Genomic DNA, 23,842 nt, shown 5'->3' with positions numbered 1-23,842 from the left:
GGTGTCGGGGGGGGGGGGGGGGGCGGGGGGGGCGTCGCCTCCCCCCCCCGGCGCGGCCCCCCCCCCCCCCCCCCCCGGCGGGGGGGGGGGGGGGGGGGGGGCCCCCCGCTTCCCGAAGCGCCAGGCCGGTGGCGAGGCCCCACCCCAACCCCTCCCCTGAAGGGGAGGGGCGCGTCCAAGTCGATACGCACCGATGACGTTCCAGAGAGGATAACGGACTGAGCGGCCTGGCCCTGTTCCTGATCGCGGTGGGCTATGCCGGGCTGTTGACCGGCGTGGCCTTTCTCAGCGAGCGGGCGCGGCTGCGCGGTGCGCGGCGGCGGATCGTCTATACGCTGGGCCTTGCGGTCTATTGCACCAGCTGGACCTTTCACGGTGCGGTGGGCAGCGCGGTGGCGACCGGCTGGGCCTATCTGCCCATCTATCTCGGGCCGATCCTCGTCTTCCTGCTGATGCCGGGCTTCCTCGCGCGGCTGGTCAAGGCGGCGCAGGAGGAGGGGGCGACGTCGATCGCCGACTTCATCGGCGCGCGGTTCGGCAAGAGCCGGGGCGTGGCGGCGCTCGTCACGATCCTGGCCCTGTTCGGCACCGTGCCCTATCTGGCGCTGCAATTGCGCTCGGTCGGCACGACCTATGCCGACCTGACCGGCAGCGCGAATAGCGGCGGGCCGATCGTCGTCACCGCGATCGTGCTGGCGGGCTTTGCGATGCTGTTCGGCAATCGCCGGTTGGAGCGGGCCGGGGGCAATGACGGCGTGCTGGTCGCGGTATCGATCGAGTCCGTGGTCAAGTTCGCGGCCTTTGTCGCGATCGGTCTGTTCTCGCTGTTGCTGATCGCACAGGCCGCACCCGCCGACCGGAGCATCGCGGTGGCCGCGCTGGCCGGGCGGTTCGCGCCTGATGCGCTTGATGCCAATTTCGTCGTCATCACCCTGCTCGCGGCGGCGGCGATCGTCTGCCTGCCGCGCCAGTTCTTCGTGGCGGTGGTCGCGGCGACCTCGCCCGGCGATCCGGTGGCGGCGCGCTGGCCGTTGATCACCTATCTGGCGGTCATCGCGCTGCTGGTGGTGCCGATCGCCTTGGCGGGTTGTCTAGGCACGGCGTCGGTCGCCGATCCCGACCTGCTGGTGATCGACATGCCGCTGGCGCGCGGCGAATCCTGGCTGGCGCTGCTGGTTTTCCTAGGTGGCTTTTCCGCCGCGACCGGCATGGTGCTAGTCGAGACGATCGCGCTGGCAACCATGGTGTCGAACGATCTGGTCGGCCCGATCCTGCTCCGCTCGCCCAGTCTCGCCAAGGCACGCGACATCGGCGGCGCGCTGCTTTGGGTGCGTCGTGCGGTCATGCTGCTGCTGATGGCGGTGGCGTTGGCCTATGCGCTGGTCATCCCGCCCGGACAGCGACTGGCCGCCATCGGCCTGGTCGCCTTCGCCGCAATGGCGCAGTTCGCGCCCGCGCTGATCCTGGCGGTGCGCGCGCGTGGGCATGATCCGGTATCGGCCAAGGCGGGGCTGACCGCCGGGCTGATGATGTGGGCGATCACGTTGTTCGTGCCGACGATCATCGGCCGCCCGATCCTGCCGCATCCGGGGTTCGCCGGGCTCGACCTGGTGTCGGAGGGTGCGGTGGCCAGCCTGCTGGTCAATCTGCTCGTCCATGGCGCGGTACTGGCGCGCCGCATCCGCGCGCCGCGCCTCGTCTTTCACCGTGACGACCGGATCGCCACCATCCGTGACCGCGCCGAGCTGATCCGGCTGGCCGGCCGGTTCGTCGGCATGGAGCGCGCCACGGCGGTGCTGGGCGAGGGTGAGCGCATCGACCAGCAGACCGCCCGCCGCGCCGAGCGGCTGATCGCCGAGGTGGTGGGCGCGCCCTCCGCCCGCGTCCTCGTCGCCTCGGCATTGTCGGGGGCGGCGATGTCGGTCGATGACGTGACCCGGATGCTCGACGAGAGCGGGCAGAGCCTGCAATTTTCCAAGGGGCTGCTGGCCGCGACGCTGGAGAATATCGATTCGGGCGTCAGCGTGGTCGATGCCGACCTGAACCTGATCGCGTGGAATGGCCGCTATCTGGAGCTGTTCGACTTTCCGCCGGGGCTGATCCGGGTCGGCGCGCCGATCGCCGATGCGATCGCCTTCAATGCGCTGGCCGGCGAATGCGGACCGGGCGAGGTGCGCGACCATGTCGAGCGGCGGCTGGCGCATATGCGACGCGGCACGCCGCACAGCTTCGTTCGCGTCCGACCCGACGGCCGCGTGCTCAAGACGGTAGGCGGCCCGATGCCCGGCGGCGGCTATGTCATGAGCTTCACTGACACCACCGCCGAGGCCAGGGCGCTGGCGGCGGCGGAGGCGGCGCGCGACGCGCTGGAGAGCCGGGTCCGCGAACGCACCGCCGCGCTGTCGCAGGCCAATGCCGCGCTTGCCGCCGCGACGCGTGACAAGACGCGTTTCCTGGCGGCGGCTAGCCATGACCTGCTCCAGCCGCTGCACGCGGCGCGGCTGTTCGCCGCCGCACTGGCCCGCGAGCGCGAGGACCCGCTGGTCGAGCGGATCGACCGCTCGATCGTCGCGGCCGAGCAGTTGCTGCGCGCGCTGCTCGACATCTCCAAGCTGGATGCGGGGGGGATCGTGCCCAAGCCGGCCGTCTTCGGCCTGCGTGCGCTGCTCGACGATCTGGTCGCGGGCTTCGCCGGGCAGGCGGCGGCCAAGGGGCTGCGGCTGCGGGTCATGGGCGGCGACGTGACGGTTCGGACCGACCGGGTGCTGCTGCGCCAGATCGTCCAGAATCTGATCGGCAATGCGGTGCGCTACACCATGGCGGGAGGGATCGTCGTCGCCGTGCGGCGGCGCGGGGGCGACGTCCGGATCGAGGTGATGGATACCGGGCCGGGTATCCCGGAGGACCGGCGCGGCGTCATCTTTCGCGAGTTCGAGCGGCTCGACACGGGTGAGGACGCCGGGGTCGGGCTGGGGCTGGCGATCGTCGAGCGGACGGTGCGGCTGCTCGGCCTCTCGCAGGACCTCGACAGCGTCGTCGGGCGGGGGAGTCGTTTCACCCTCATGCTGCCGGTGGCGGAGGGCGGCGTGACGGATGTCGCTCCAAAGCCATCCGATACGATCGGACATGCACGAGTGCGGCCGGTGAGGAGCATGACGCTGCTAGTCGTCGACGACGATCCGGCAGTCCGTGCGGGGATGGAGGCCTTGCTGGGCCGATCGGGCCATAGGGTGCTAACCGTATCCGACCGCACGGGCGCGCTGGGCCTTGTCGACGAGATCGACGCAGCGCTGGTCGATTATGATCTGGGGGACGATGACGGCTTGGCCCTGATCGCCGAACTGCGCCGCGACCGGCCTTCGCTGCCCGTCATCCTGATCACCGCCGATGGCAGCCCGTCGCTGGCCGAACAGGCGAAGGCATCCGGGATCGCCGTGTTGCTGAAGCCAGTCGATCCGGATTTACTGGCGGAATGGCTGTCAGGCCTAGGGCCGATCGATATTGACGCTGACACGCCCTCTCCCCTGGATAGGGGAGAGGGCTAGCGCAGCTTGGGTGAGGGGTTGAGCGAGCCTGACGGCTCGCGCGCTCGGCTAGCGAGCGCCGCACCCCTCACCCAGCTCCGACTAGGCCTTTGCTTTGGCAAAGACCAAGTCTGCGCAACCCTCTCCCCTCTGAGAGGGGCGAAGGACAAGAAGGGCCTATCTGAATGCCGCTTCGGCCTGATTCACGACGGTTGCGCATCGGCTCAATCAAGCCCCTCCCCTTCAGGGGAGGGGAGACTGCACCCCAAACCACCCCGCGCTAAACCCCGTGTCCCGCCGTCTCCAGCCCCAGCGTCCGTGCGGCCAGGGCCGCTTGGGTACGGTTGCCGACGTTCAGCTTGCGCAGGACCGCGGTCATATGGGTCTTCACCGTCGCCTCGCTGATGCCGAGGTCGAAGGCGATCTGTTTGTTGAGCCGCCCGTCCAGCACGCCGATCAGCACGCGCAACTGGGTCGGGGTCAGCGCGGCGACCCGCTCGGCCATGTCGTGATCGGCGTCGCCTGTGTCGATTGCCATCCGCTCACCGGCCAGCGCCGCGCCGATCGCGGCTTCGATCGTCTGCAGGCTTTCGTCCTTGCCGAGGAAACCGACCGCGCCGAACCGCGCCACCTGTGGCCGGGCGGCGGCGAGGTCGGCGCTGGAGATCACCAGGATCGGCACCGCCGGCACCTCGGCATGCAGCAGCGCGACCGCCGAATAGCCGACCGCGCCCGGCATGTTGAGGTCGAGCAGGATCAATACCAGCGCCTCGCCCGCCTCACGCACCACCATGGTGGCGCGGTCGAGCGTCCCGGCCTCGACCACCTGCGCGTCCGGGGCGATCCGGGCGACCGCCAGGCCCAGCGCCTGGCGGAATAGCGGATGGTCGTCGGCGATCAGGATCTTTCGCGTCAGTGCACCCGCTCCGCGACCAATGTCTCGACCACCGACGGATCGGCCAGCGTCGAGGTGTCGCCCAGATTGGCGGTGTCGTTCTCGGCGATCTTGCGCAGGATGCGGCGCATGATCTTGCCCGAGCGGGTCTTCGGCAGGCCCGGCGCGAATTGCAGCGCGTCGGGACTGGCGATCGGCCCGATCTCGCGCCGCACCCATTGGCGCAGTTCGTCGCGCAGCGCGTCGCCGGGTTCCTCGCCGCTGTTGAGCGTGACGAAGGCATAGATGCCCTGGCCCTTCACGTCGTGCGGCATGCCGACGACCGCCGCCTCGGCGACCTTGGTGTGGGCGACCAACGCGGACTCGACCTCGGCCGTGCCCATGCGGTGGCCCGACACGTTGATGACGTCGTCGACCCGGCCGGTGATCCAGTAATAGCCGTCCGCGTCGCGGCGGCATCCGTCGCCGGTGAAATATTTGCCCGGATAGGTGGTGAAATAGGTCTGGAAGAAGCGATCATGATCGCCCCAGACGGTGCGCATCTGCCCCGGCCAGCTATCGGCGATGACCAGATTGCCCTCGACCGCGCCGTCCAGCACCTTCCCCTCGGCATCGACGATCTGGGGCAGCACGCCGGGCAGCGGCTTGGTCGCCGAACCGGGCTTCAGGTCGGTCGCATAGGGCAGGGGGGCGATCAGGATGCCGCCGGTCTCGGTCTGCCACCAGGTGTCGACGATCGGGCAGCGTCCGTCCCCGGCGACGCGCCAATACCATTCCCAGGCTTCGGGGTTGATCGGCTCGCCGACCGTGCCGAGCAGGCGCAGGCTCTGGCGCGAATGGCGCGTGACCCAGTCGTCGCCCTCGCGCATCAGCGCGCGGATTGCGGTAGGAGCGGTGTAGAGGATGTTGACGCCCAGCCGATCGACCGTCTCCCACAGCCGGCCATGGTCGGGATAGCTGGGCACGCCGTCGAACATCACCGTCGTCGCGCCATTGGCGAGCGGACCATAGACGACATAACTATGCCCGGTGACCCAGCCGATGTCGGCGGTGCACCAGAACACCTCCCCGTCGCGATAGTCGAACACGTCGCGGAAGGTCTGCGTCACCCAGAGCAGATAGCCGGCGGTGGTATGCAGCACGCCCTTGGGCTTGCCGGTCGACCCGCTGGTATAGAGGATGAACAGCGGGTCCTCGGCCGCCATCGGCTCGGGCGCGCAATCGGGCGAGGCGGCGGCGAGCGCATCGTCCAGCCAGACGTCGCGGCCGTCCACCATCGGGATGTCCTTGTGCGTGCGGCGCAGCACCAGCACGCGCTCGACGCCGGGGCATTTCTCCAGCGCGGCGTCGACATTGGCCTTGAGCGGGATGCGCTTGCCGCCCCGACAGCCTTCGTCGGCGGTGATGACCAGCTTGGAGTCGCAATCCTGGATGCGGTTGGCGAGGCTGTCGGGCGAAAAGCCGCCGAACACGATCGAATGGATCGCGCCGATCCGGGTACAGGCGAGCATCGCGGCGGCCGCCTCGGCGACCATCGGCAGATAGAGGGTCACGCGGTCGCCCTTGGCGACGCCATTGTCCTTCAGGACATTGGCGAAGCGACAGGTCAGCGCGTGGAGTTCGCGATAGGTCAGCGTCTTGGTCTCGCCCGGCTCGTCGCCTTCCCAGACGATCGCCGGCTGGTCGCCGCGTGTCGCCAGATGCCGGTCGAGGCAATTGGCCGATACGTTGAGTTCGCCGCCGTCGAACCAGCGGATGCGGAAGTCGGCTTCGTCGAACGACACGTCCTTGACGCGCTCGAACGGGGTCATCCAGTCAAGGCGCTTGGCCTGTTCGCGCCAATAGCCCTCCGGATCGGCGGCGGCCGCCTGATAGCGGCGGTCATACTCCTGGCGGTCGATGCTGCCGGCCGGGGCGGTCGGGGCGGGGCGGACGTCGGGCATGATTCTCTCCTTGCCGTTGAACCTTTCGCAACGTGGGGGCGTGGGTCAAGTTGCTCGGGGGTCCGGACGCCTACGACTTTGGTCGCATTTACGGCCGGCCGGCACTGCCCCACGCTGTGTGGAACGAGCCGAGACCCGACAATCAGGGCCGGCCGCATCGCCTGAGGAGGGGATCGCATGCAGAGAGGTGCATTGCGGGCGCGTCGCGTCATGTGGTGGACGGGGGTCGGGCTGATGGCCGGCCTGCCGGTGCCCGCCATGGCCCAGACCGCGCGCGAGGCCGAGCTGGAGGCTCGGCTGAAGCTGTTGGAACAGGCGGTGCAGGACCTGCGCGCCGAATTGCGCAATCGCCCACCGCCCGCATCGACCGGCCCGGTGGCGATCACGCAGACCGCGCCCGGCGTCACCGAACCGGGCACCTCCACCGCCGCGCCCACCGTCGTCGCGCGAACGGGGCCGCCGCCAGCGGGCCGCCGCTCCGAAAGCAGCGTCGGGGCGCTGGCCGCCGCACCGACCGACGGGTTTCGCGTCGGCAACACCACGGTCAAGATCGGCGGCTTCGTCCGTTTGAACGTCATCGGCAGCCGCTATAATGACGGCGAGGCCGCGGTCGGGGGCTTAGGCAAGGAATTCTTCCTGCCGCAGCAGATCCCGGTCGGTGGCGGCTTCTCCAGCCAGGACCTGCTCTTCTCGGCGCGGCAGACGCGCCTGTCGGTCAGCACCGCGACGCCGGTGAACGGGATCGAGGCCAAGACGCTGATCGAGTTCGACTTCGCGCTGGCGACCGCCCCCGTCGGTGCGCAGCGGGCGACCAATCCCTATGTCCCGACCTTCCGGCGCGGCTTCATCGAATATGGCGGGCTGCTGGTCGGGCAGGAATGGTCGACCTTCCAGAATATCGGCGTGTTGCCCGAGACGACCGATTTCGTCGGCCCGCTCGACGGCACCGTGTTCAACCGCCAGGCGCTGATCCGCTATTCCACTCCGCTGTCGAAGCAGGTGACGCTCCAGGTCGCGCTGGAGAACCCGGAGACGCAGACCGCGCTGCCCACCAATCCCGCGCTGGTCGATACCGATGACGACAATGTTCCCGATGTCGTCGCCCGCCTGAACTGGAAGCCCGGCTTCGGCGACTTCGCGCTGGCCGGCATCGCGCGGCAATTGCGCACCGAGACGCTGGGCATCGGCGATACCGCGTTCGGCTGGGGCCTGTCGGGATCGGGCAAGGTGCCGCTCGGCAAGCTGAGTGACCTGCGCTTCATGGTCACCTACGGCGACGGCATCGGCCGCTATCTGGGCCTCGGCTATGTGCCCGACGCGATCTATGGCGGGGCGGTCGGCAACCGGCTGCGCACCATCGGCAATTTCGCCGCCTTCGCCGCGGTGAAGCTGGGCTGGACGCCGACGATCCGCTCGACCTTCATGGGCAGCTATCAGGACACGCGCTACCCGGACGGCTTCGTGCTGACGGGCCTGGCCAATGCCAAGGCGTATAGCGGGGCGGCCAACCTGTTCTGGTCGCCGGGCAAGGGTTTCGACATCGGCGTCGAATATCGACACGCGATCCGCGAGCTGACCTCGGGTGACCGGGGTGCGCTGGATCGCATTGAATTCGCCTTCAAATATGGTTTCTAAGCGGAGGAGCGATCGCATGGCGACGACCTATGACAGCGGCGGGGCGCATGGCTCCGCCGTAAAGCAGAATGACAAGCTGGTGATTGGCGCCTCGTCGCTGGGCACCGTGTTCGAGTGGTACGACTTCTATCTCTACGGCCTGCTGGCGACCTATATCTCGCGGCACTTTTTCTCGGGCGTGAACGAGACGACGGGCTTCATCCTGGCGCTCGGTGCGTTCGCTGCCGGTTTCGCGGTGCGGCCGTTCGGGGCGATCGTGTTCGGTCGGATCGGCGACATGGTCGGGCGCAAGAACACCTTCCTCGTCACCATGGGCATCATGGGCCTGTCGACCTTCGCGGTCGGCCTGCTGCCCTCCTATGGCACGATCGGGGTGGCCGCGCCGATCATCCTCGTCCTGCTGCGCATCCTTCAGGGCCTCGCGCTGGGCGGCGAATATGGCGGGGCGGCGACCTATGTCGCCGAACACGCGCCCGCCGGCCGCCGTGGCCTCTATACCAGCTTCATCCAGACGACCGCGACGATGGGCCTGTTCGCCGCGCTGCTGGTCGTCATCGGCTTCCGCACCGCGCTGGGCGAGGAGTTCTTCGGCGATCTGGGCTGGCGCCTGCCCTTCCTCGTCTCGATCATCCTGCTCGGCGTATCGATGTGGATTCGCCTGCAACTGTCGGAAAGCCCGGTCTTCCAGAAGATGAAGGATGAGGGCACCGTCTCCAAGGCGCCGCTGACCGAAGCGTTCGGTCGCTGGTCGAACCTGAAGATCGTCCTGATCGCGCTGTTCGGCGCGGCGATGGGACAGGGTGTCGTCTGGTATACCGGGCAATTCTATGCGCTGTTCTTCCTCGAGAAGATGCTGAAGGTCGATGGCGCGACGACCAACGTCCTGATGGCGGTCGCGCTGTTGTTCGGCACGCCCTTCTTCGTCTTCTTCGGTTGGCTGTCGGACCGGATCGGGCGCAAGCCGATCATCATGGCGGGCTGCGCGCTGGCGTGCCTGACCTATTTCCCGCTGTTCGGGGCGCTGACCAATGCCGCCAATCCCACGCTGGCCCGCGCGCAGGCGGCATCGCCGGTCACGGTCGTCAGCCATGACGGCGACTGCTCGTTCCAGTTCGACCCCGTGGGCAAGAACAAGTTCGACGCGCGGTCGTGCGACATCGCCAAGTCCTTCCTGGCGAAGAACGGCATCAACTACGACAATGTCGAGGCACCGGCGGGGACCATCGCCACGGTGCGGATCGGCGGGCAGAGCTTCACCGCGCCCGATCCCTCGAAGGTGACCGGGGCCGATCGTGCCGCCGCCATCACCGCCTATCAGGACCAGCTGAAGACCGCGATCACGGCGGCGGGCTATCCGACCAAGGCGGAGGGGATGAACAAGGCCAAGGTGGTCCTGATCCTGTGGTTCATGGTGATGCTGGTGACCATGGTCTATGGCCCGATCGCGGCGCTGCTGGTCGAACTCTTCCCCAGCCGTATCCGCTACACCTCGATGTCGCTGCCCTATCATATCGGCAATGGCTGGTTCGGCGGGTTCCTGCCCACCACCGCCTTCGCCATGGTGGCGGCGACCGGCGACATCTATTACGGCCTCTGGTATCCAGTCGTGCTGGCGGCGATCACGCTGGCCATCGGCATCGTGTTCCTGCCGGAGACGTTCCGCCGCCGTATCGAGGACTAAGGCGGTCCCGCGAAGGAGAGAAGGGGTCCGGCAAGCGAAAGCCTGCCGGACCCTTTCGTGTTTAGAAGCGGTCCGCGTTCATGACCTTGGTCCACGCCGCGACGAAGTCGGTGACGAACGTCTCCTTGGCGTCGTCGGCGGCATAGGCCTCGGCCACGGCGCGCAGTTCGCTGTTCGACCCGAAGATCAGGTCGACCGGCGTCGCGGTCCAGCGGGCCGCACCCGTCGCCCGGTCCTTGCCCTCATAAAGGCCCGGGGTCGCCGACTTGGTCCAGACCGTGTCCATGCTGAGCAGGTTGACGAAGACATCGTTGCTCAGCGTCCCCGGACGGGTCGTCAGCACGCCGTTCTTAGAGCCGCCGCTGTTCGCGCCCATCGCGCGCATGCCACCGACCAGCACGGTCATCTCCGGCACGGTCAGGTCGAGCGAGTCCGCCTTGTCTACCAGTGCCTCGGGTGCGCTCACCTCCGCCTTGGAGCCGTAATAGTTGCGGAAGCCATCGGCGACCGGTTCCAGATGGGCGAAGGAGGCGACGTCGGTCTGCGCCTGGGTGGCGTCGACGCGTCCGGGGGTGAAGGGAACACTGACCGTCATGCCGCCGGCCCGTGCGGCCTGCTCGACCGCGGCATTGCCGCCCAGCACGATCAGGTCGGCCAGCGATACCTGCCGTCCGCCGCGCGCGAAATCCTTTTGGATCGCGGTCAGCTTGGCCAGCACCGTCTTCAGCTCGGCGGGATCGTTGACCGCCCAACCCTGTTGCGGGTCGAGCCGCAGCCGCGCGCCGTTCGCCCCGCCGCGCATGTCGGTGCTCCGGAAGGTCGAGGCCGAGGCCCAGGCGGTACGGATCAGCGCCGGACCCGACAGGCCCGAGGCCAGCACCATCGCCTTCAGCTTCGCCTGATCCTCCGCACCGATGGGGGCGAAGCTGGCGGCGGGCAGGGGGTCCTGCCAGACATAGGTTTCCGCCGGCACGTCCTTGCCCAGATAGCGGGCGCGGGGGCCGAGATCGCGATGGGTCAGCTTGAACCAGGCGCGGGCGAAGGCCTTGCTGAACAGCTCCGGGTTCTTCTGCCAGCTTTCCAGGATCTTGCGGAAGGCGGGATCGTCCTTCAGCGCGATGTCGGTGGTGAACATGATCGGCGCATGGCGGACGTTCGGCAGATGCGCGTCGGGCACCAGCTGCGCCGCCGCCGGATCGGTCGGAATCCACTGGGTCGCGCCGGCCGGGCTCTTGGTCTTCACCCAGTCATAGTTGAGCAGATTGTCGATATATTGGGTGGTGAACCGGGTGGGGGCGGCCGACCAGGCGCCCTCCAGGCCCGAGGTGATCGTATCCTCGGAATGACCCTTGCCGCACTTATTGGCCCAGCCCAGGCCCTGCTGCTCGATCGCGTCGGCGGTCGGCTCGACGCCCAGGCACGGCTTCTGGGCATGCGCGCCATGCGCCTTGCCGAAGGTGTGGCCGCCCGCGATCAGCGCCAGCGTCTCCTCGTCGTTCATCGCCATGTTGCCGAAAGCGCGGCGGATGTCGGCGGCGGCGCCGATCGGATCGTGATTGCCGTTCGGCCCTTCCGGGTTGACGTAGATGAGGCCCATGGTGGTCGCCGCCAGCGGACGCTTGAGCGAGCCGTCCGCATGGGTGCGCTCGCTGCCCATCATCTTGGTCTCGGGCCCCCAGAAGACGACGTCCGGCTGCCATGCATCGACGCGGCCGCCGGCGAAGCCGACCGTCTTGAAGCCCATATCCTCCAGCGCGACATTGCCGCTGAGCACCATCAGGTCGCCCCAGCTAAGCTTGCGGCCATATTTCTGCTTGATCGGCCAGACCAGGCGGCGGGCCTTGTCCAGGCTGACATTGTCGGGCCAGCTGTTGAGCGGATCGAAACGCTGCTCGCCACCGTCCGAGCCGCCACGCCCGTCACCGGCGCGGTACGTGCCGGCGCTGTGCCAGGCCATGCGGATGAAGAAGGGGCCGTAATTGCCATAGTCGGACGGCCACCAGGGCTGCGACGTGTGAAGGACCTTGCGGATGTCGGCCTTGACCGCATCCAGGTCCAGGCCGTTGAATTCCTTCACATAGTCATAGTCGGCGCCGTAGGGGTTGGCGCGCGTCGCCTCATGCTGGCGCAGCGCCGTCAGGTCGAGCCGGCTGGGCCACCAGTCGCGGTTGGTCATGCCGCCGGGGCGGGCGACGACCGGTGCGGGCGGGTCCTGCGTCACGGTCTTGGCGGCGGTGGCGGGCTTGTTGGGCTTGGGTCCGTCGACCTGTTGCGGCGCGCCGGCGAGCGCGGCCGCCATGGCGAACAGGGAAATGGGTGCAATCGGCATAAGGCCCCTTTGGCTTTCGGTTATCGTGCCGGGGCCGATTAGAAATGCGGGGGCGACCTGCAAAACGGGATAACCCGATCACTGTCATCGATTGCAGGATGCGGTGCGGTATCGATGATCCGCGCGAAGCCCTTGGCGTTGCCGGATGCACAGGGTGTGGTCGAGGCGGCCTCAGTCCGAAACCGGCACGTCGAAGGCTGATGCCAGGATACGCTCGACCTTCACGATGCCCGCATGGGTGAATTGCACGTTGCGCTCGGGCGTCGAGCAGGTTTCGAGGATGCCGCGCTTGCTCAGGACATCGACCCAGCGCGCGGTCAGGCTTGGCGGGATGTCGCATTCGGTGGAAATGTCGCTCAGCCCGACGATGCGGCCCTCCGCCTCGGCGAGATAGACGCAGTTCAGCACCGACCCCACCGGATCAGTCGCGAGTTCGACACCCAGCTCGGCCTTGCGTATCTCGCGCAGGCGCTTGACGCGCAGCGCCATGTCCCACAGCCGCGCCGGGGGCAGATCGCGACCCTGCTCGTTCCAGAACAGGGTGCTGACCAGCCGGTCGGGATTGTCGAACCGGGTGACGTACAGATTGGCCGCGATCGCGGTGCCATCGGGGCGGAGATAGCGCTTCTGCAACCGGATCGGGGCGGCGCGCTTGACCAGCGAGACCAGCATGTCGGCGCTGCGGCCTATGTCGTCGGGATGGGTGATGCTTTGGTAGGTGGCGCCGATCACCTCGTCTTCGGGCCGGCCGACCAGTTCGAGAAAGGCCTGGTCGGCGGCAAGGATGATGCCGTCGATCGTGGAGACGCAATGTGCGGTCGGCATCTTTACCCTGTATTCTGAACGCCCTCGCCCGCGACTATGCCGCTCTTGCAACTAAATCTCAATCAGCTTGGTGGCGTTCCCGGTCAGGGGCCTATCGCATGAATGGCCGGTCGCGCCGCAGATAGACGAGGCTGTGCCCCTCTTCCCGCGGTACGCGCAGCACCAGCCGGTAGTCGCGGGCGATGGCCTGTTCGACCAGCGCGTGCGTCGCGCGGTTCCAGGTCGCGAAGGGCTGGTCCAGCGTCACGATCACCGGCGGGCGGGTCGCCAGGATGCGGCGGACCTCGGCCACCTCGTCCACGCCGCTCGCCCCGCGCTCCGGCTCATAGGCGAGGGTCGAGGGGAAGGCGCGCGCGGTCGGGATGCAGGTGCCCGCCAGCAGATAGGTGACGGAATCGCCGGCAAAGACATAGGGACATTCGTGGCCGCTGTTCACGCCGACGACGCGGCCGACCAGCCGCGCGCCGGCGGCATCGCTCGGCACCGTCAGGACACGGGTCGCAAACAGGATCAGCCCGGTCGCCAGCAACAGCGGGATCGCCCAGCGCCGGCGACCGAGCATCGTCGCGGCGATCATCGTCAGGGGTGCGAGGACGGGCAGGGCATAATGGTCGAAGAAGGCGCCGATCATCGCATAGGCGATCAGCGCGGCGGCCAGCCAGCCAAAGGCCAGTCCCAGCTCTGCTCGCCACGGCCGGGTGCGGAGCGCCAGGACGGCGCACAGGACGAAGGGCGACAGCTGCGACCAGCTGCCCGCCAGCCGCCCGGCGATCTTGGCGGCGGGATAGCCCTTGCGCAGGGTGACGGACGCGAAATTGGCGAACCAGAAGGCCTCGAACACCGCCGGCCCGCGCTGCCAATAAACCGCCATGACGGCCAGCGTCGGCAGCAGGGCCAGGATGATCCAGGTCAGAGCGGCGAGGATCAGCACCCCCCACGAGACACCCGCCCGCCGCGCATACCAGCAATGGGCCAGCCCGAACCACGCGCCCTCGACCACGGGCGTATATTTGGTCTGGATCGCCAACCCCGACAGGAAACAGGCCGCCGCACCGCTCAACAGGATCGCGCGCGTGTCGCGCCGCGCCGCCCATTGCGGCAGATGCAGCGTCAGGAGCGCGGCCCCGACGGTGAACAGATTGTAGAAGACCGGCGACTGGCCACCACCGCCGCTGAACAGCGACAGCCAGATGAGATAGGCGACGCCCCCCGCCAGCGCGGCTTCCGCCGTCGCGCCCAGCCGGACCGCGCCGCGCGCAATCAGGAAGGCGGTCGCGGTGGCGAACAGGGTCGCGGTCAGCTGATAGCCCAGAATGGGGTCGCCGGGCAGCATCCGCATCGCCGCGAACAGCGCGAACAGCCCGACCGGCTTGCGATCCCACAGGTCGAGATAGGGCCAGGCCCCGTGCAGCATCCGGTCGCCGACCAGCAGATAATATTGCTCGTCGACATGGATGACCGGGTTTCCGAAGTCGTGCGCGCGCAGCAGCACCGCGACCAGCAGGAGCAACAGGGCCGAGGGCAGGGGCGACCGGGCGACGGCGGATAGGGTTCGCATCATGTCTCGAACGGGATGAAGAAGGGCCTGCGCAGATGCGATCGGCACCCCGATCTCTACGGCCGACCGCCCTGAAAATCGATTCAACAATTTTTCACGAGGGTGGTGCGGATCGGCGCGATCGGCGTCGTCATGCCCTTGGAGGGAGGTTGCCGGGGGGCATTCGACTGACGTGGGAAGGGAGGGGCGATGCCCGTCCGTGTCCCGCGCCCCAAGGTGATCGACCGGGAAGCTCATGGATCGCGAACGATGCTGCTCGACGTCACCCAATGTTCCGACGCCCTTGCCATGGCCAAGCCGGCCATCGTCCACGGGTCGCACGACTGGACCATCCTGATCCCCTTCTTCAACGAAGAGGATTATCTGGCCGCCACGATCGAAAGCCTGGCCGCACAGACCCGCACGGCGCGACTGATCCTGATCGACAATGGCTCGACCGATGCCAGCGCCGCGACGGCACGGGCGACCTGCGAGCGGCTGGGCCTCGACCATCTGTTGCTGACCGAGCGGCGGCCGGGCAAGGTCCAGGCGTTGCAGACCGGGCTGGTCTGGGTCCACACCCCCTATGTCGCGACCTGCGACGCCGACACCTATTATCCCGCCAACTATCTGGAAGCCGCCGAAACGCTGTTGCGCCAGGACGGGTGTGTCGTCGCCGGGGCCTATTGGGCGGCGGCGGACTCCGATGCCGCTGCTCGGATGGGGCCGGGGCGGTTGATCCTGACCCAGGCGCGCGCGCTGCCGCATCAATGCCATACCGGGGGCGCGGGCGAGTGCTTCCGCACCGAGGTGTTGATCGCCGCCGGCGGCTTCGATCCCGCCATCTGGGGCTATGTGCTGGAGGATCACGAGATCGTCCACCGCATGATGCGGTACGGCACGATGCGCTATGCGATGGACCTGTGGTGCGCGCCCTCGCCACGCAAGCGCGACCGGGTGTCGATCCGGTGGACGCTGTTCGAGCGGCTGGCCTATAGCGCCTGCGCGCCGCGTGCGGGGGACTGGTTCTTCTATCGCTTCCTCGGCCCGCGTCTGGCCCGGCGGCGGTTGATGAGCAGCAGCATCCGCGAACAGGTTCATCAGACGGCCGAACCCTTGGCCGCGCCGGCGCTGGCCGCCGCCCAGCCGGCGCTCGCCTGAGGTCGCATCGATGTCGCGATTGATCTTGTGCGCCGACGACTTCGCCTTCTCACCGGCGGTCAGCGCGACCATCGCCGAGCTGGCGGCCGAGGGGCGGCTGAACGCCACGAGCTGCATGACGCTGATGCCTAATTGGGCGGCGGACAGCGCGTTGTTGCAGGGGCTGTCGCCGCAGGTCGCGATCGGGCTTCACCTCGTCCTGACCGAGGAGCGCCCCGTGACCACCATGGCGGGACTGGCGCCATCGGGCACGTTGCCGACCATCCAGACGCTCGAGCGACAGGCGACCAAAGCCGGCCTGCCGCTCGCCGAGATCGCCGCCGAGGTGGAGGCGCAGTTCGACCGGTTCGAGCAGGCCATGGGCCGCGCGCCGGCGTTCGTCGACGGACACCAGCACAGCCATGCGCTGCCGCAAATCCGCGAGGTGGTGCTCGACATCGCCGCGCGTCGTGCGCCGGATGCGTGGCTGCGCACCAATGAGGATGCGTTGCCGGCCCTGCTGGCGCGCCCGTTCCGGGGCAAGGCATTGGCCAGCGCCTGGCATTCGCGCGGCTTCCGCGCGGCGGCGGCGCGGCGGGGGCTGGCCTGCAATCAGGGCTTTGCCGGCCATTACGACTTTCGCGGCGACTATGCCGCACTGTTCCCCGCCTTTCTCCGCCGGCCGGGGGAGGCGCATCTGGTGATGTGCCATCCGGGCGCGGGCGAGCGGGCGGGCGATGCGATCGCGGCGGCGCGTCCGGTCGAGGCACAGGCGCTGCGCCGTCTGCCGCTGGCACAGCTCGCGACGGATCGGGGTTTGACCTTTCCCACCTGAATGCCGCATCAGCCCTGACGATGAGCGGCGGTCTTCAGGCGTTGATCCTCGAACAGCGGCCGGCGCTGCTCCGGCTGCTCGTCGCGCGTCTGGGCAGCCATGCCGAGGCGGAGGATGTGCTGCAGGACATGTGGCTGCGCATCGACACCATGGTCGACCGGCCGATCGACCAGCCCGCCGCCTTCCTGTTCCGGGTCGCGGCCAATCTGGCGACCGATCGGCGGATCGCGATGCAGCGCCGCACCGCGCGCGACAGCGCCTGGCACGCGGTACAGCCGGGGGCGGAGGAATGGCCCGACACCGAACGCCAACTGATCGCACGCGACCAGCTGGCCCGGGTCGAGGGTGCGATGGCCGACATGCCCGAGCGGATGCGCACCGCGCTGCGCCTGTCCCGCTTCGAGCAGCAGCCGCAGCGCCGGATCGCCGAGACGCTGGGGATCAGCGTCAGCGGGGTCGAAAAGCTGCTGCGCCGGGGTTTCCGGCGCTTGGTCGAGGCGGCGGGCGACGATGGTGCGGATCGGGGCGATCGGCGTCGTCTTGATGATGAAGGGACCGGTTGATGATGAAGGAAGGGGCGGGCGGTGACCACTGACGCGACGATCATCGACACGGCGATCGACTGGCATCTGCGCCAGGCAGAGATGACCGCCGACGACTGGATGGCGTTCGTCACCTGGCTGGAGGCGGACCCGGCGCATGCCGCCGCGTTCGACCGGGTGGCGATGGTCGACCGCGCGATCCCGCCGGCCCCGGCTCCGGCCCCGCTGGAGGCCGCGAATGACGATGCGGCGCCGGTCCGGCGCTGGCGCGGCGTGATCGGTGGATCGGTGGCGGCGGCCGTCGCGGCGGCGCTGCTGGCCCCGGTAATGCTGGCGCAGCGCCCCGACCCCTACAGCGTCGAGACGGCGGCGGGCGAGCGGCGCGTCGTCGCGCTGGGCGATGGCACCCGGATCGAGATGAGCGGCGGCACCCGGCTGACGCTCGACCATCATGACGACCGGGTCGCCGCGCTCGATCGCGGGCAGGCGCTGTTCACCGTCCGGCACGATGCAGCGCACCCCTTTACTCTCACGGCGGGGGGCGTGGCGGTGCGCGATCTGGGCACGGTGTTCGACGTCGCGCGTGATGGCCCCCGCCTGGCGGTGCAGGTCGCATCGGGTTCGGTCATGGTCCAGCCCGATCGCGACCGCATCACCCTGACCCCCGGCCAGACGCTGTTGACCGACGAGGCCAGCGGCCATGCCGTGCGGGGCACCGTCGCCCCGGCGGATGTCGGCGGCTGGCGACAGGGCCGCATCGCGCTGACGGGCGCGACGCTGGGCGATCTGGCGTCGGCGTGGCGACGTCTCTATGGGACGCGCCTGAACCTGACGGGGGCATTGGCGCAGCGCCCGTTTACCGGCATGGTCGCGCTGACGGGGAAGGCGGAGCGCGACGTGCCTCATGTGGCGGCGCTGATCGGGGCGGACTGGCGACGCAATGGCGAGGACTGGATCATCGAGGCGCCGGGCGGTTCGTCCCGCTAGGCCGCATGCGCTGATCCTGGCCGCGATCGTCGCGGGCCTCGCCACGCCCGCCGCCGCGCAGCCCGCGCCCCGCCTTGCCATTCCCGCGACGACGCTCGACCGCGCCTTGACGATGCTCGGCCGGCAGGCGGGTGTGGATATTGTCAGCCTCGATCCCGGCCTGGCGCGGGTGCGGACGCCGGCGGTGACGGGGGCGGTCTCGGCGGCGGCGGCGCTCGGCCGATTGCTGCGGGGGTCGGGCTATCGTGCCGAGCGGATCGACGCGCGCAGCTTCCGCGTGGTGCGCGACACGGCACCCGTCCGTCGAGCGCAGCCCGAACGACGCGGCGCGCCCGTTCCGCGCGCCGACCTACCGCCGCCCGTCACCACCAGCGCCGACATCATCGTCACCGCCAGCAAGCAGCGCGTGTCACTGCTGCGCTATCCCGGCAGCCTGTCGACGGCCGGTCATGCCATGCCGCCCGGCGCGCCGGCCCCGGATCTGGGCACGCTGGCCCGCGTCTCTCCCATTCTCCAGACGACCGGCTTCGGTCCCGGCCGTGACAAGGTGTTCATTCGCGGCATCGCCGACAGCAGCTTCATCGGCGCGACCCAGTCGACCGCCAGCGTCTATTTCGGCGATGTCCAGCTCGGCTTCTCCGGCGCCGATCCCGCGATCCGCCTGTACGACATGGCCGGGGTGGAGGTGCTGGAGGGGCCGCAGGGCACGCTCTATGGCGCGGGCGCGATCGGTGGCGTCATCCACCTGATGCCCAATCCGGTCGATCTGCGCCATGCCGGCGGCAGCATGACGGCGGGCGTCACGGTGACGCGCGGCGGCGCGGGCGGTGCCGATCTGGCTACGACGCTCAACCTGCCGCTGATCGCTGATGTCGCGGGGGTTCGCGGCACCCTCTATCGGGTGCGGGACGGCGGCTATATCGACGATGCCTATCGCGGCGCGCGCGACGTGAATCGGGTCGATACGCAAGGGGGACGGCTGGCGCTGCGGGTGGTGCCGGGGGCCGGGTGGACCGTCGATCTGGGCGGGCTGTACCAGTTGATCCGCGCCGCCGATGCGGGCTATGCCGAGCGCCAGGTCGGCGATCTGGCCCGGCGATCGGGGCTGGCCCAGCCCTATGACAATGACATCCTGCTGGGCAGTATCGGCGTCACCCGCCGGTTCGACAGCGGGCTGGAGCTCGTGTCCGCCACCGGACTGGCGGCCGCGTCGGCCGATGATCTGTTCGAGGCGTCGCGCCGGCAGGCGGGGGCAGGGGCGCCGATCATCTATCAGACCCAGCGGACCAAGCGGTTGCTCAGCCATGAGATGCGGCTGTCGCGACATGGCGCGGATGGCGGCTCCTGGGTCGTCGGGCTGAGCCTGCTCGACAATCGCGACAGTCAGAACCGCGCCTTTGGCTTTGCCGCGACCCCGATGGAGATCATCGGCGTTACCAACCGCACGCGCAGCGCCTCGCTGTTCGGGGAGGCGAGCATCGCGGTGCGGCCCGACGTCACGCTGACGCTGGGCCTGCGCGCCACCCAGGCGCGGACCGATGGCGACCCGTCCTTTCGCCCGCGATCACAGAATTTCATCGCCGGCCAGTTGACCCGGCGTGTCGATCCGACCGTGGCCTTCTCGTGGAAGCTGGCCCCTGAGCTGGCGATGTTCGGGCGGGTGCAGACCGGCTTTCGCACCGGCGGCCTGGCGGTGGCGCGCCTGATCGGCCGTGTCGCCGATTTCCGGCCCGATGCGATCATTCTGGCCGAGCTGGGCTTGCGCCGCCTGCGCCAGGGGCCAACCGGCGTCGCCTTCACCGCCACCCTGTCACAGGCGCGGTGGCGCGACATCCAGGCCGATCTGGTGACGCGGCGCGGCCTGCCCTATACCGCCAATATCGGCGATGCCCGGATCGGTGCGGTCGAGGGCATGGCGGACTGGGTACCGTTCGCCGGGTTCGATGCGACCCTGTCCTTCCTCTACACTGGCAACCGGGTGCGCGGCGCGCTGGCGGATACGTCGCTGCGCGACAATCGCCGCCTGCCCGACACCCCACCGATCGCCGTCAGCGGCGCGCTGCGTTACGAATGGGCGGCCGGGGCGCGAAGCCGGCTGGGCGTCGCGGCAAGCGCCTCCTATGTCGGCCGCTCCGTGCTCGGCGCGGGCGATCTGTTCGATGTTACCCAGGGCCGCTACGGCGTGGCGGATGTGTCGGCCTGGTGGACGCAGGGCCGATCGACCATGACCCTGTCGGTGGACAATGCGCTCGATGGTAGTGGCAATCGCTTCGCCTCCGGCAACCCGCTGATCTTGAGCGCTCGCGATCAGACGACGCCGCTCCGCCCCGTCAATGCGCGTCTTGGCGTAAAGATCGGGTTTTGAAGTACTTGCCGTCTGCGAGTTTTCACTGGCCGCCATGTCAGTCGTGACTTTCGAAGCCACAGACCTTTTGCAATCGTCGCTGTCGTCATAGCGGTAACATTTTAACAATCCAGTAAGAGTGTCAGGGATAAGCGCCCCCTCGCAGCGTCGGCTCGTGCCGCTGCACTCATGGGGGGAATGATTTCGTGAATGTGACGAATTCCGCATCTTCGGCGCTGCGCGTCGGGATTTCGACGGCCGCCTTGCTGATCGCGATGGCCACCCCGGCCTATGCGCAGGAGACGGCGACGACGGCACCGGCGACGGAGGCCACCGACCAGAGCGCGACGCCGGACACGCCGGCAGACCAGAATGTCCAGATCAAGAAGGCGCCGGTCGCCCCCGACGCCGGGCAGGCCGGGACGGTCGTCGTTACCGGCACGCTGTTCCGTGATTCGAACGCCAGCTCGATCTCGCCGGTCACCGTCCTGACCTCGCAGACGCTGCTGCGCGCCAACATCACGACCGCGCAGGACGCGATCCGCTCGGTCTCGGCCGACAGCGCCGGCTCGATCTCGACCGGTTTCCGCAACGGCTTCTCGGCCGGCGGCGCGGCGGTGTCGCTGCGTGGTCTGGGCGTGTCGTCGACCGTGGTGCTGATCGACGGCCTGCGCTCGGCGAACTTCCCGCTGAACGATGACGGCCACAACGCCTATGTCGATCTGAACTCGATCCCGTTCAGCACCATCGACCGCATCGAAGTGCTGAAGGACGGCGCGTCCTCCACCTATGGCGCCGACGCGATCGGCGGCGTGGTCAACCTGATCAGCCGCAAGAACGTCCAGGGCATCGAGGGATCGGTCCAGGGCGGCACGACCGAAAAGGCGGATGGCGCACGCTACCGCGCGACGCTGACCGCCGGCATCGGCGACTATCGCGAGCAGGGCTTCAACTTCTACGTGAACGGTGAATATACCTATGACGGGTTTATCACCAACAACTCGCGCGGCTATCCGTTCAACACGCTGGACCTGCGCCCGAGCGGGCTGTCGGACCGTAACCGCAACGATGACTCGCTGCTGGCGGCCAACCCGCAGGCCGTCGTCACCCGCGTAAGCCAGAGCGACCTCAACAATCCGCTCGCCGGTCAGGTCGGGGCGCCCCCGACCAACCAGTATCAGCTGCTCAACCCCAATGCCTGCCCGTTCGGCACCTTCACGGTGACCTCGGGCGCGGCGCAGGGCACCGGCTGCGCGCATAACCTGCCCGCCGAATATTCGATCATCCAGCCGCGTCAGCAGCGTTACTCGACCACCGCGCGCCTGAACGTCCGCCTGGCGGAAGGCTGGGAAGCGTTCGCCAGCGCCAGCTTCTCGCATTCCGAGGTCGACATCCGGGGCACTCCGGCGGGTATCCGTCAGACCCAGCCCTTTGGCGGCTCGGCCGCACTGGCATCCACCAGCCCGGGCATCGTCCTGCCGGTCTATGTCTGCGCGACCGGCATCAACTGCGCCAATGCGGCGGACCGCCGGCTCAACCCGAACAACCCCTATGCCGCGGCCTTTGCGAACAATCCGGGGCAGGGTGCGGCGCGCATCTACTATCTGTTCGGCGACATCCCCGCGGGCAGCCACCGCTATGTCGACGTGTTCCGCACCACGGCGGGCATTTCGGGCGATCTGGGCGGCGGCTTCAAATTCCGTCTGAACGGCGTCTATGCCCGCGATTATCTGAGCGTGACTCAGTTCGGCGCGATCAACATCCAGGGCCTGCTGGGCGCGATCAACACGGGCGCCTATAACTTCGTGAACCCCGAGCAGAATAGCGCGGCGGTGCGTGCCCAGGTCTCGCCGATCCGCACCACCCCGTCCTATTCGACGGTCGCGACCATCGGCGGCTCGCTGCTGAAGTCGCTGATGGAACTGCCGGGTGGCGATCTGAATGTCGGCGCGGGCTTTCAGCTTCGCCGCGAGACGCTGATGAACCGCAACCAGAATGCGGACCTTAGCTATTACGGGCTGAACACCTCATCGGCCCAGGGGCGTCAGACGGTGACCGCCGGCTTCTTCGAAGCCGACATGCCGTTCCTGCGCGAGTTCGACCTGAACGTGTCGGGCCGCTACGACCACTACTCGCAGGGCTATGGCCACTTCTCGCCCAAGGTCGGCATGAAGTTCACGCCCGTCGAGCAGTTCTCGCTGCGCGCAACCTATTCGCAGGGCTTCCGCGCACCGACCTTCGCCGAGAACAATCCGGCCAGCAGCTATTCGGGCTTCTCGTCCTTCGCGCCGCCTGCGGGCTTCGTGAACGCGCATCCGGGCAACCCGGCCTATACGAACAGCTACAATATCGGCAGCGGCGCGACCGGCAATCCGGACATCATGCCCGAAGTGTCGCGCAGCTTCACCGTCGGCACGATCTTCCGCCCGACGCGCTGGTTCAACCTGACGGTCGACTATTACAACATCAAGAAGTCGAACCTGATCGTCAGCGGGCCGAAGCGCGCCGAAGCGATCGACGCCTATTATGGTCAGACCAACGTCGCGGCGGCCTGCGCCGCGCTGGCGGCGGTGGGCCAAGGCTATCGCTGCAACGTCATCGATGCGCCCGATCCCGTCAACCCGAACGCGCTGCCGCGTCTGCTGGTGTTCGACGTGCCCTATGTCAACGCCAACTACCAGGTCAGCTCGGGCATCGACATGCAGATGAACCTCAGCGTGCCGCTGACCGGCGACGCCCGCTTCACCAGCCGCCTGGACGTCACCCGCGTGATCCAGCTCGACCTGGTGACGCCGGATGGCGTGGTGCAGAAATATGCCGGTACGCTCGGGCCGTACGAGCTGTCGTCGGGCGGCGGCACGCCGCGCGTTCGCGGCAACTGGCAGAACGCGCTGGAGGTCGGCAAATTCTCGCTGACCGCGACGACCTATTATGTGGGACGGATCAAGCAGGTCGCGGCCGACCGGATCAAGCCCGTCAACGGCGTGATCGACCTGTCGTGCGCCAATGCGCTGGACCCGCTGCCCAAGGGTGGCGACGCCTGCTACATCCGGCCGTTCGTCTATGTCGATCTGAATGCCGGGGTCCGGGTCAACGACCAGTTCCGGTTCTTCTTCAACATTCAGAACCTGACCAATGCCCGCGCACCGCTGGCGGCGGCGGCCTATACCAGCAACCCCAATTATCTCAGCAGCTGGCACTATGCCGGACTGGTGGGGCGCAGCTTCAGCGCGGGGGCCAACTTCAACTTCTGATGAAGCACGGATGAGCAAGGCGCACTGGGACGGCCATCAAGCCGACCCGGTGCGCTTTGGCGTTTCAGGACACGGGGAAGCCGAGGAGGATAGGGCGGTCCTGTTACGGCGCGTTTCCAGAAAAACGACATTGTTGTGAAAAAGGTGTTGACGGTAAAAAGGGAGCCGCCTAGAGGGGTTTCACCGCAGCGGTGGCCGACACGGTCGACCGAGGCAGCTACGACAGATCGGCGCACTTGAAGCCCTGGGAACGGGGTTGATGTGGTGTTGCCGGTATTTGTTGTCGGGCTCTTTGACATTGTAGGTTAGATGAAGGGACATGCGGGCGGCGGCTTGGCGGTCACTCACACATTCAAGGTGTGTTGGGGATC

Annotated in this window: 14 protein-coding genes; 9 read left to right on the top strand and 5 right to left on the bottom strand. The window is 68.2% G+C overall.

Annotated elements, in window-relative coordinates; genetic code table 11:
• Positions 1–275 precede the first annotated feature (275 nt).
• On the top strand, positions 276–3,545 hold the full coding sequence (locus tag GGR48_RS17430; RefSeq protein ID WP_338110478.1) for a sensor histidine kinase: 3,270 nt from the start codon (positions 276–278) through the stop codon (positions 3,543–3,545).
• Between the two features lie 259 nt (positions 3,546–3,804).
• Here GGR48_RS17430 and GGR48_RS17425 read toward each other — a convergent pair whose 3' ends face one another.
• Positions 3,805–4,440 carry a response regulator transcription factor gene (locus tag GGR48_RS17425; protein WP_183953113.1) on the bottom strand — a complete coding sequence of 212 codons (636 nt, stop codon included), beginning with the start codon at positions 4,438–4,440 and terminating at the stop codon, positions 3,805–3,807.
• Positions 4,437–6,362, bottom strand: a complete 1,926-nt coding sequence (gene acs, locus GGR48_RS17420) for an acetate--CoA ligase (RefSeq protein ID WP_183953109.1) — start codon at positions 6,360–6,362, stop codon at positions 4,437–4,439. The genes GGR48_RS17425 and acs overlap by 4 nt, the downstream gene beginning before the upstream one ends.
• A 177-nt stretch (positions 6,363–6,539) precedes the next feature.
• Between acs and GGR48_RS17415 the strand changes: the two genes are divergently transcribed.
• Complete coding sequence (locus GGR48_RS17415; RefSeq protein WP_183953108.1) at positions 6,540–7,997, top strand: DcaP family trimeric outer membrane transporter; 1,458 nt, start codon at positions 6,540–6,542, stop codon at positions 7,995–7,997.
• 16 nt (positions 7,998–8,013) lie between these two features.
• Positions 8,014–9,678, top strand: coding sequence for an MFS transporter (locus tag GGR48_RS17410; RefSeq protein WP_183953107.1), 1,665 nt, complete (start codon positions 8,014–8,016; stop codon positions 9,676–9,678).
• A gap of 61 nt (positions 9,679–9,739) precedes the next feature.
• Here GGR48_RS17410 and katG read toward each other — a convergent pair whose 3' ends face one another.
• The 3 genes from katG to GGR48_RS17395 all read right to left on the bottom strand — a co-directional run bounded on the left by katG (position 9,740) and on the right by GGR48_RS17395 (position 14,393).
• Positions 9,740–12,007 carry a catalase/peroxidase HPI gene (gene katG / locus GGR48_RS17405; RefSeq protein WP_276207975.1) on the bottom strand — a complete coding sequence of 756 codons (2,268 nt, stop codon included), beginning with the start codon at positions 12,005–12,007 and terminating at the stop codon, positions 9,740–9,742.
• 171 nt (positions 12,008–12,178) lie between these two features.
• The gene (locus GGR48_RS17400) at positions 12,179–12,832 is read right to left on the bottom strand and encodes a PAS domain-containing protein (protein WP_183953106.1); all 654 of its coding nucleotides are present in this window, start codon (positions 12,830–12,832) and stop codon (positions 12,179–12,181) included.
• 91 nt (positions 12,833–12,923) lie between these two features.
• Positions 12,924–14,393, bottom strand: coding sequence for a hypothetical protein (locus tag GGR48_RS17395; protein WP_183953105.1), 1,470 nt, complete (start codon positions 14,391–14,393; stop codon positions 12,924–12,926).
• A 186-nt stretch (positions 14,394–14,579) separates the two neighbouring features.
• Here GGR48_RS17395 and GGR48_RS17390 point away from each other — a divergent pair, with 186 nt between their 5' ends.
• The 6 genes from GGR48_RS17390 to GGR48_RS17365 all read left to right on the top strand — a co-directional run bounded on the left by GGR48_RS17390 (position 14,580) and on the right by GGR48_RS17365 (position 23,471).
• Complete coding sequence (locus tag GGR48_RS17390; protein ID WP_240455898.1) at positions 14,580–15,530, top strand: glycosyltransferase family 2 protein; 951 nt, start codon at positions 14,580–14,582, stop codon at positions 15,528–15,530.
• Positions 15,531–15,540: 10 nt separating this feature from the next.
• A complete protein-coding gene (locus GGR48_RS17385; protein ID WP_183953104.1) occupies positions 15,541–16,344 on the top strand; it encodes a ChbG/HpnK family deacetylase in 804 nt (267 codons plus the stop codon).
• Between the two features lie 20 nt (positions 16,345–16,364).
• Complete coding sequence (locus GGR48_RS17380; RefSeq protein ID WP_183953103.1) at positions 16,365–16,907, top strand: RNA polymerase sigma factor; 543 nt, start codon at positions 16,365–16,367, stop codon at positions 16,905–16,907.
• A gap of 21 nt (positions 16,908–16,928) precedes the next feature.
• The gene (locus tag GGR48_RS17375; RefSeq protein ID WP_183953102.1) at positions 16,929–17,873 is read left to right on the top strand and encodes a FecR domain-containing protein; all 945 of its coding nucleotides are present in this window, start codon (positions 16,929–16,931) and stop codon (positions 17,871–17,873) included.
• Positions 17,827–20,238, top strand: coding sequence for a TonB-dependent receptor (locus GGR48_RS17370; RefSeq protein ID WP_183953101.1), 2,412 nt, complete (start codon positions 17,827–17,829; stop codon positions 20,236–20,238). The genes GGR48_RS17375 and GGR48_RS17370 overlap by 47 nt, the downstream gene beginning before the upstream one ends.
• A 254-nt stretch (positions 20,239–20,492) precedes the next feature.
• Entirely contained in the window at positions 20,493–23,471 is a 2,979-nt protein-coding gene (locus GGR48_RS17365; protein WP_183953110.1) for a TonB-dependent receptor domain-containing protein, read from the top strand.
• Positions 23,472–23,842: the final 371 nt, after the last annotated feature.

Origin of the sequence: Sphingomonas pseudosanguinis, assembly GCF_014196255.1 — a bacterium.
GTDB classification, from domain to species: Bacteria; Pseudomonadota; Alphaproteobacteria; order Sphingomonadales; family Sphingomonadaceae; genus Sphingomonas; species Sphingomonas pseudosanguinis.
Note: the sequence above shows the minus strand (reverse complement) of the source record. Positions and strands in the feature narration are given on the sequence as shown.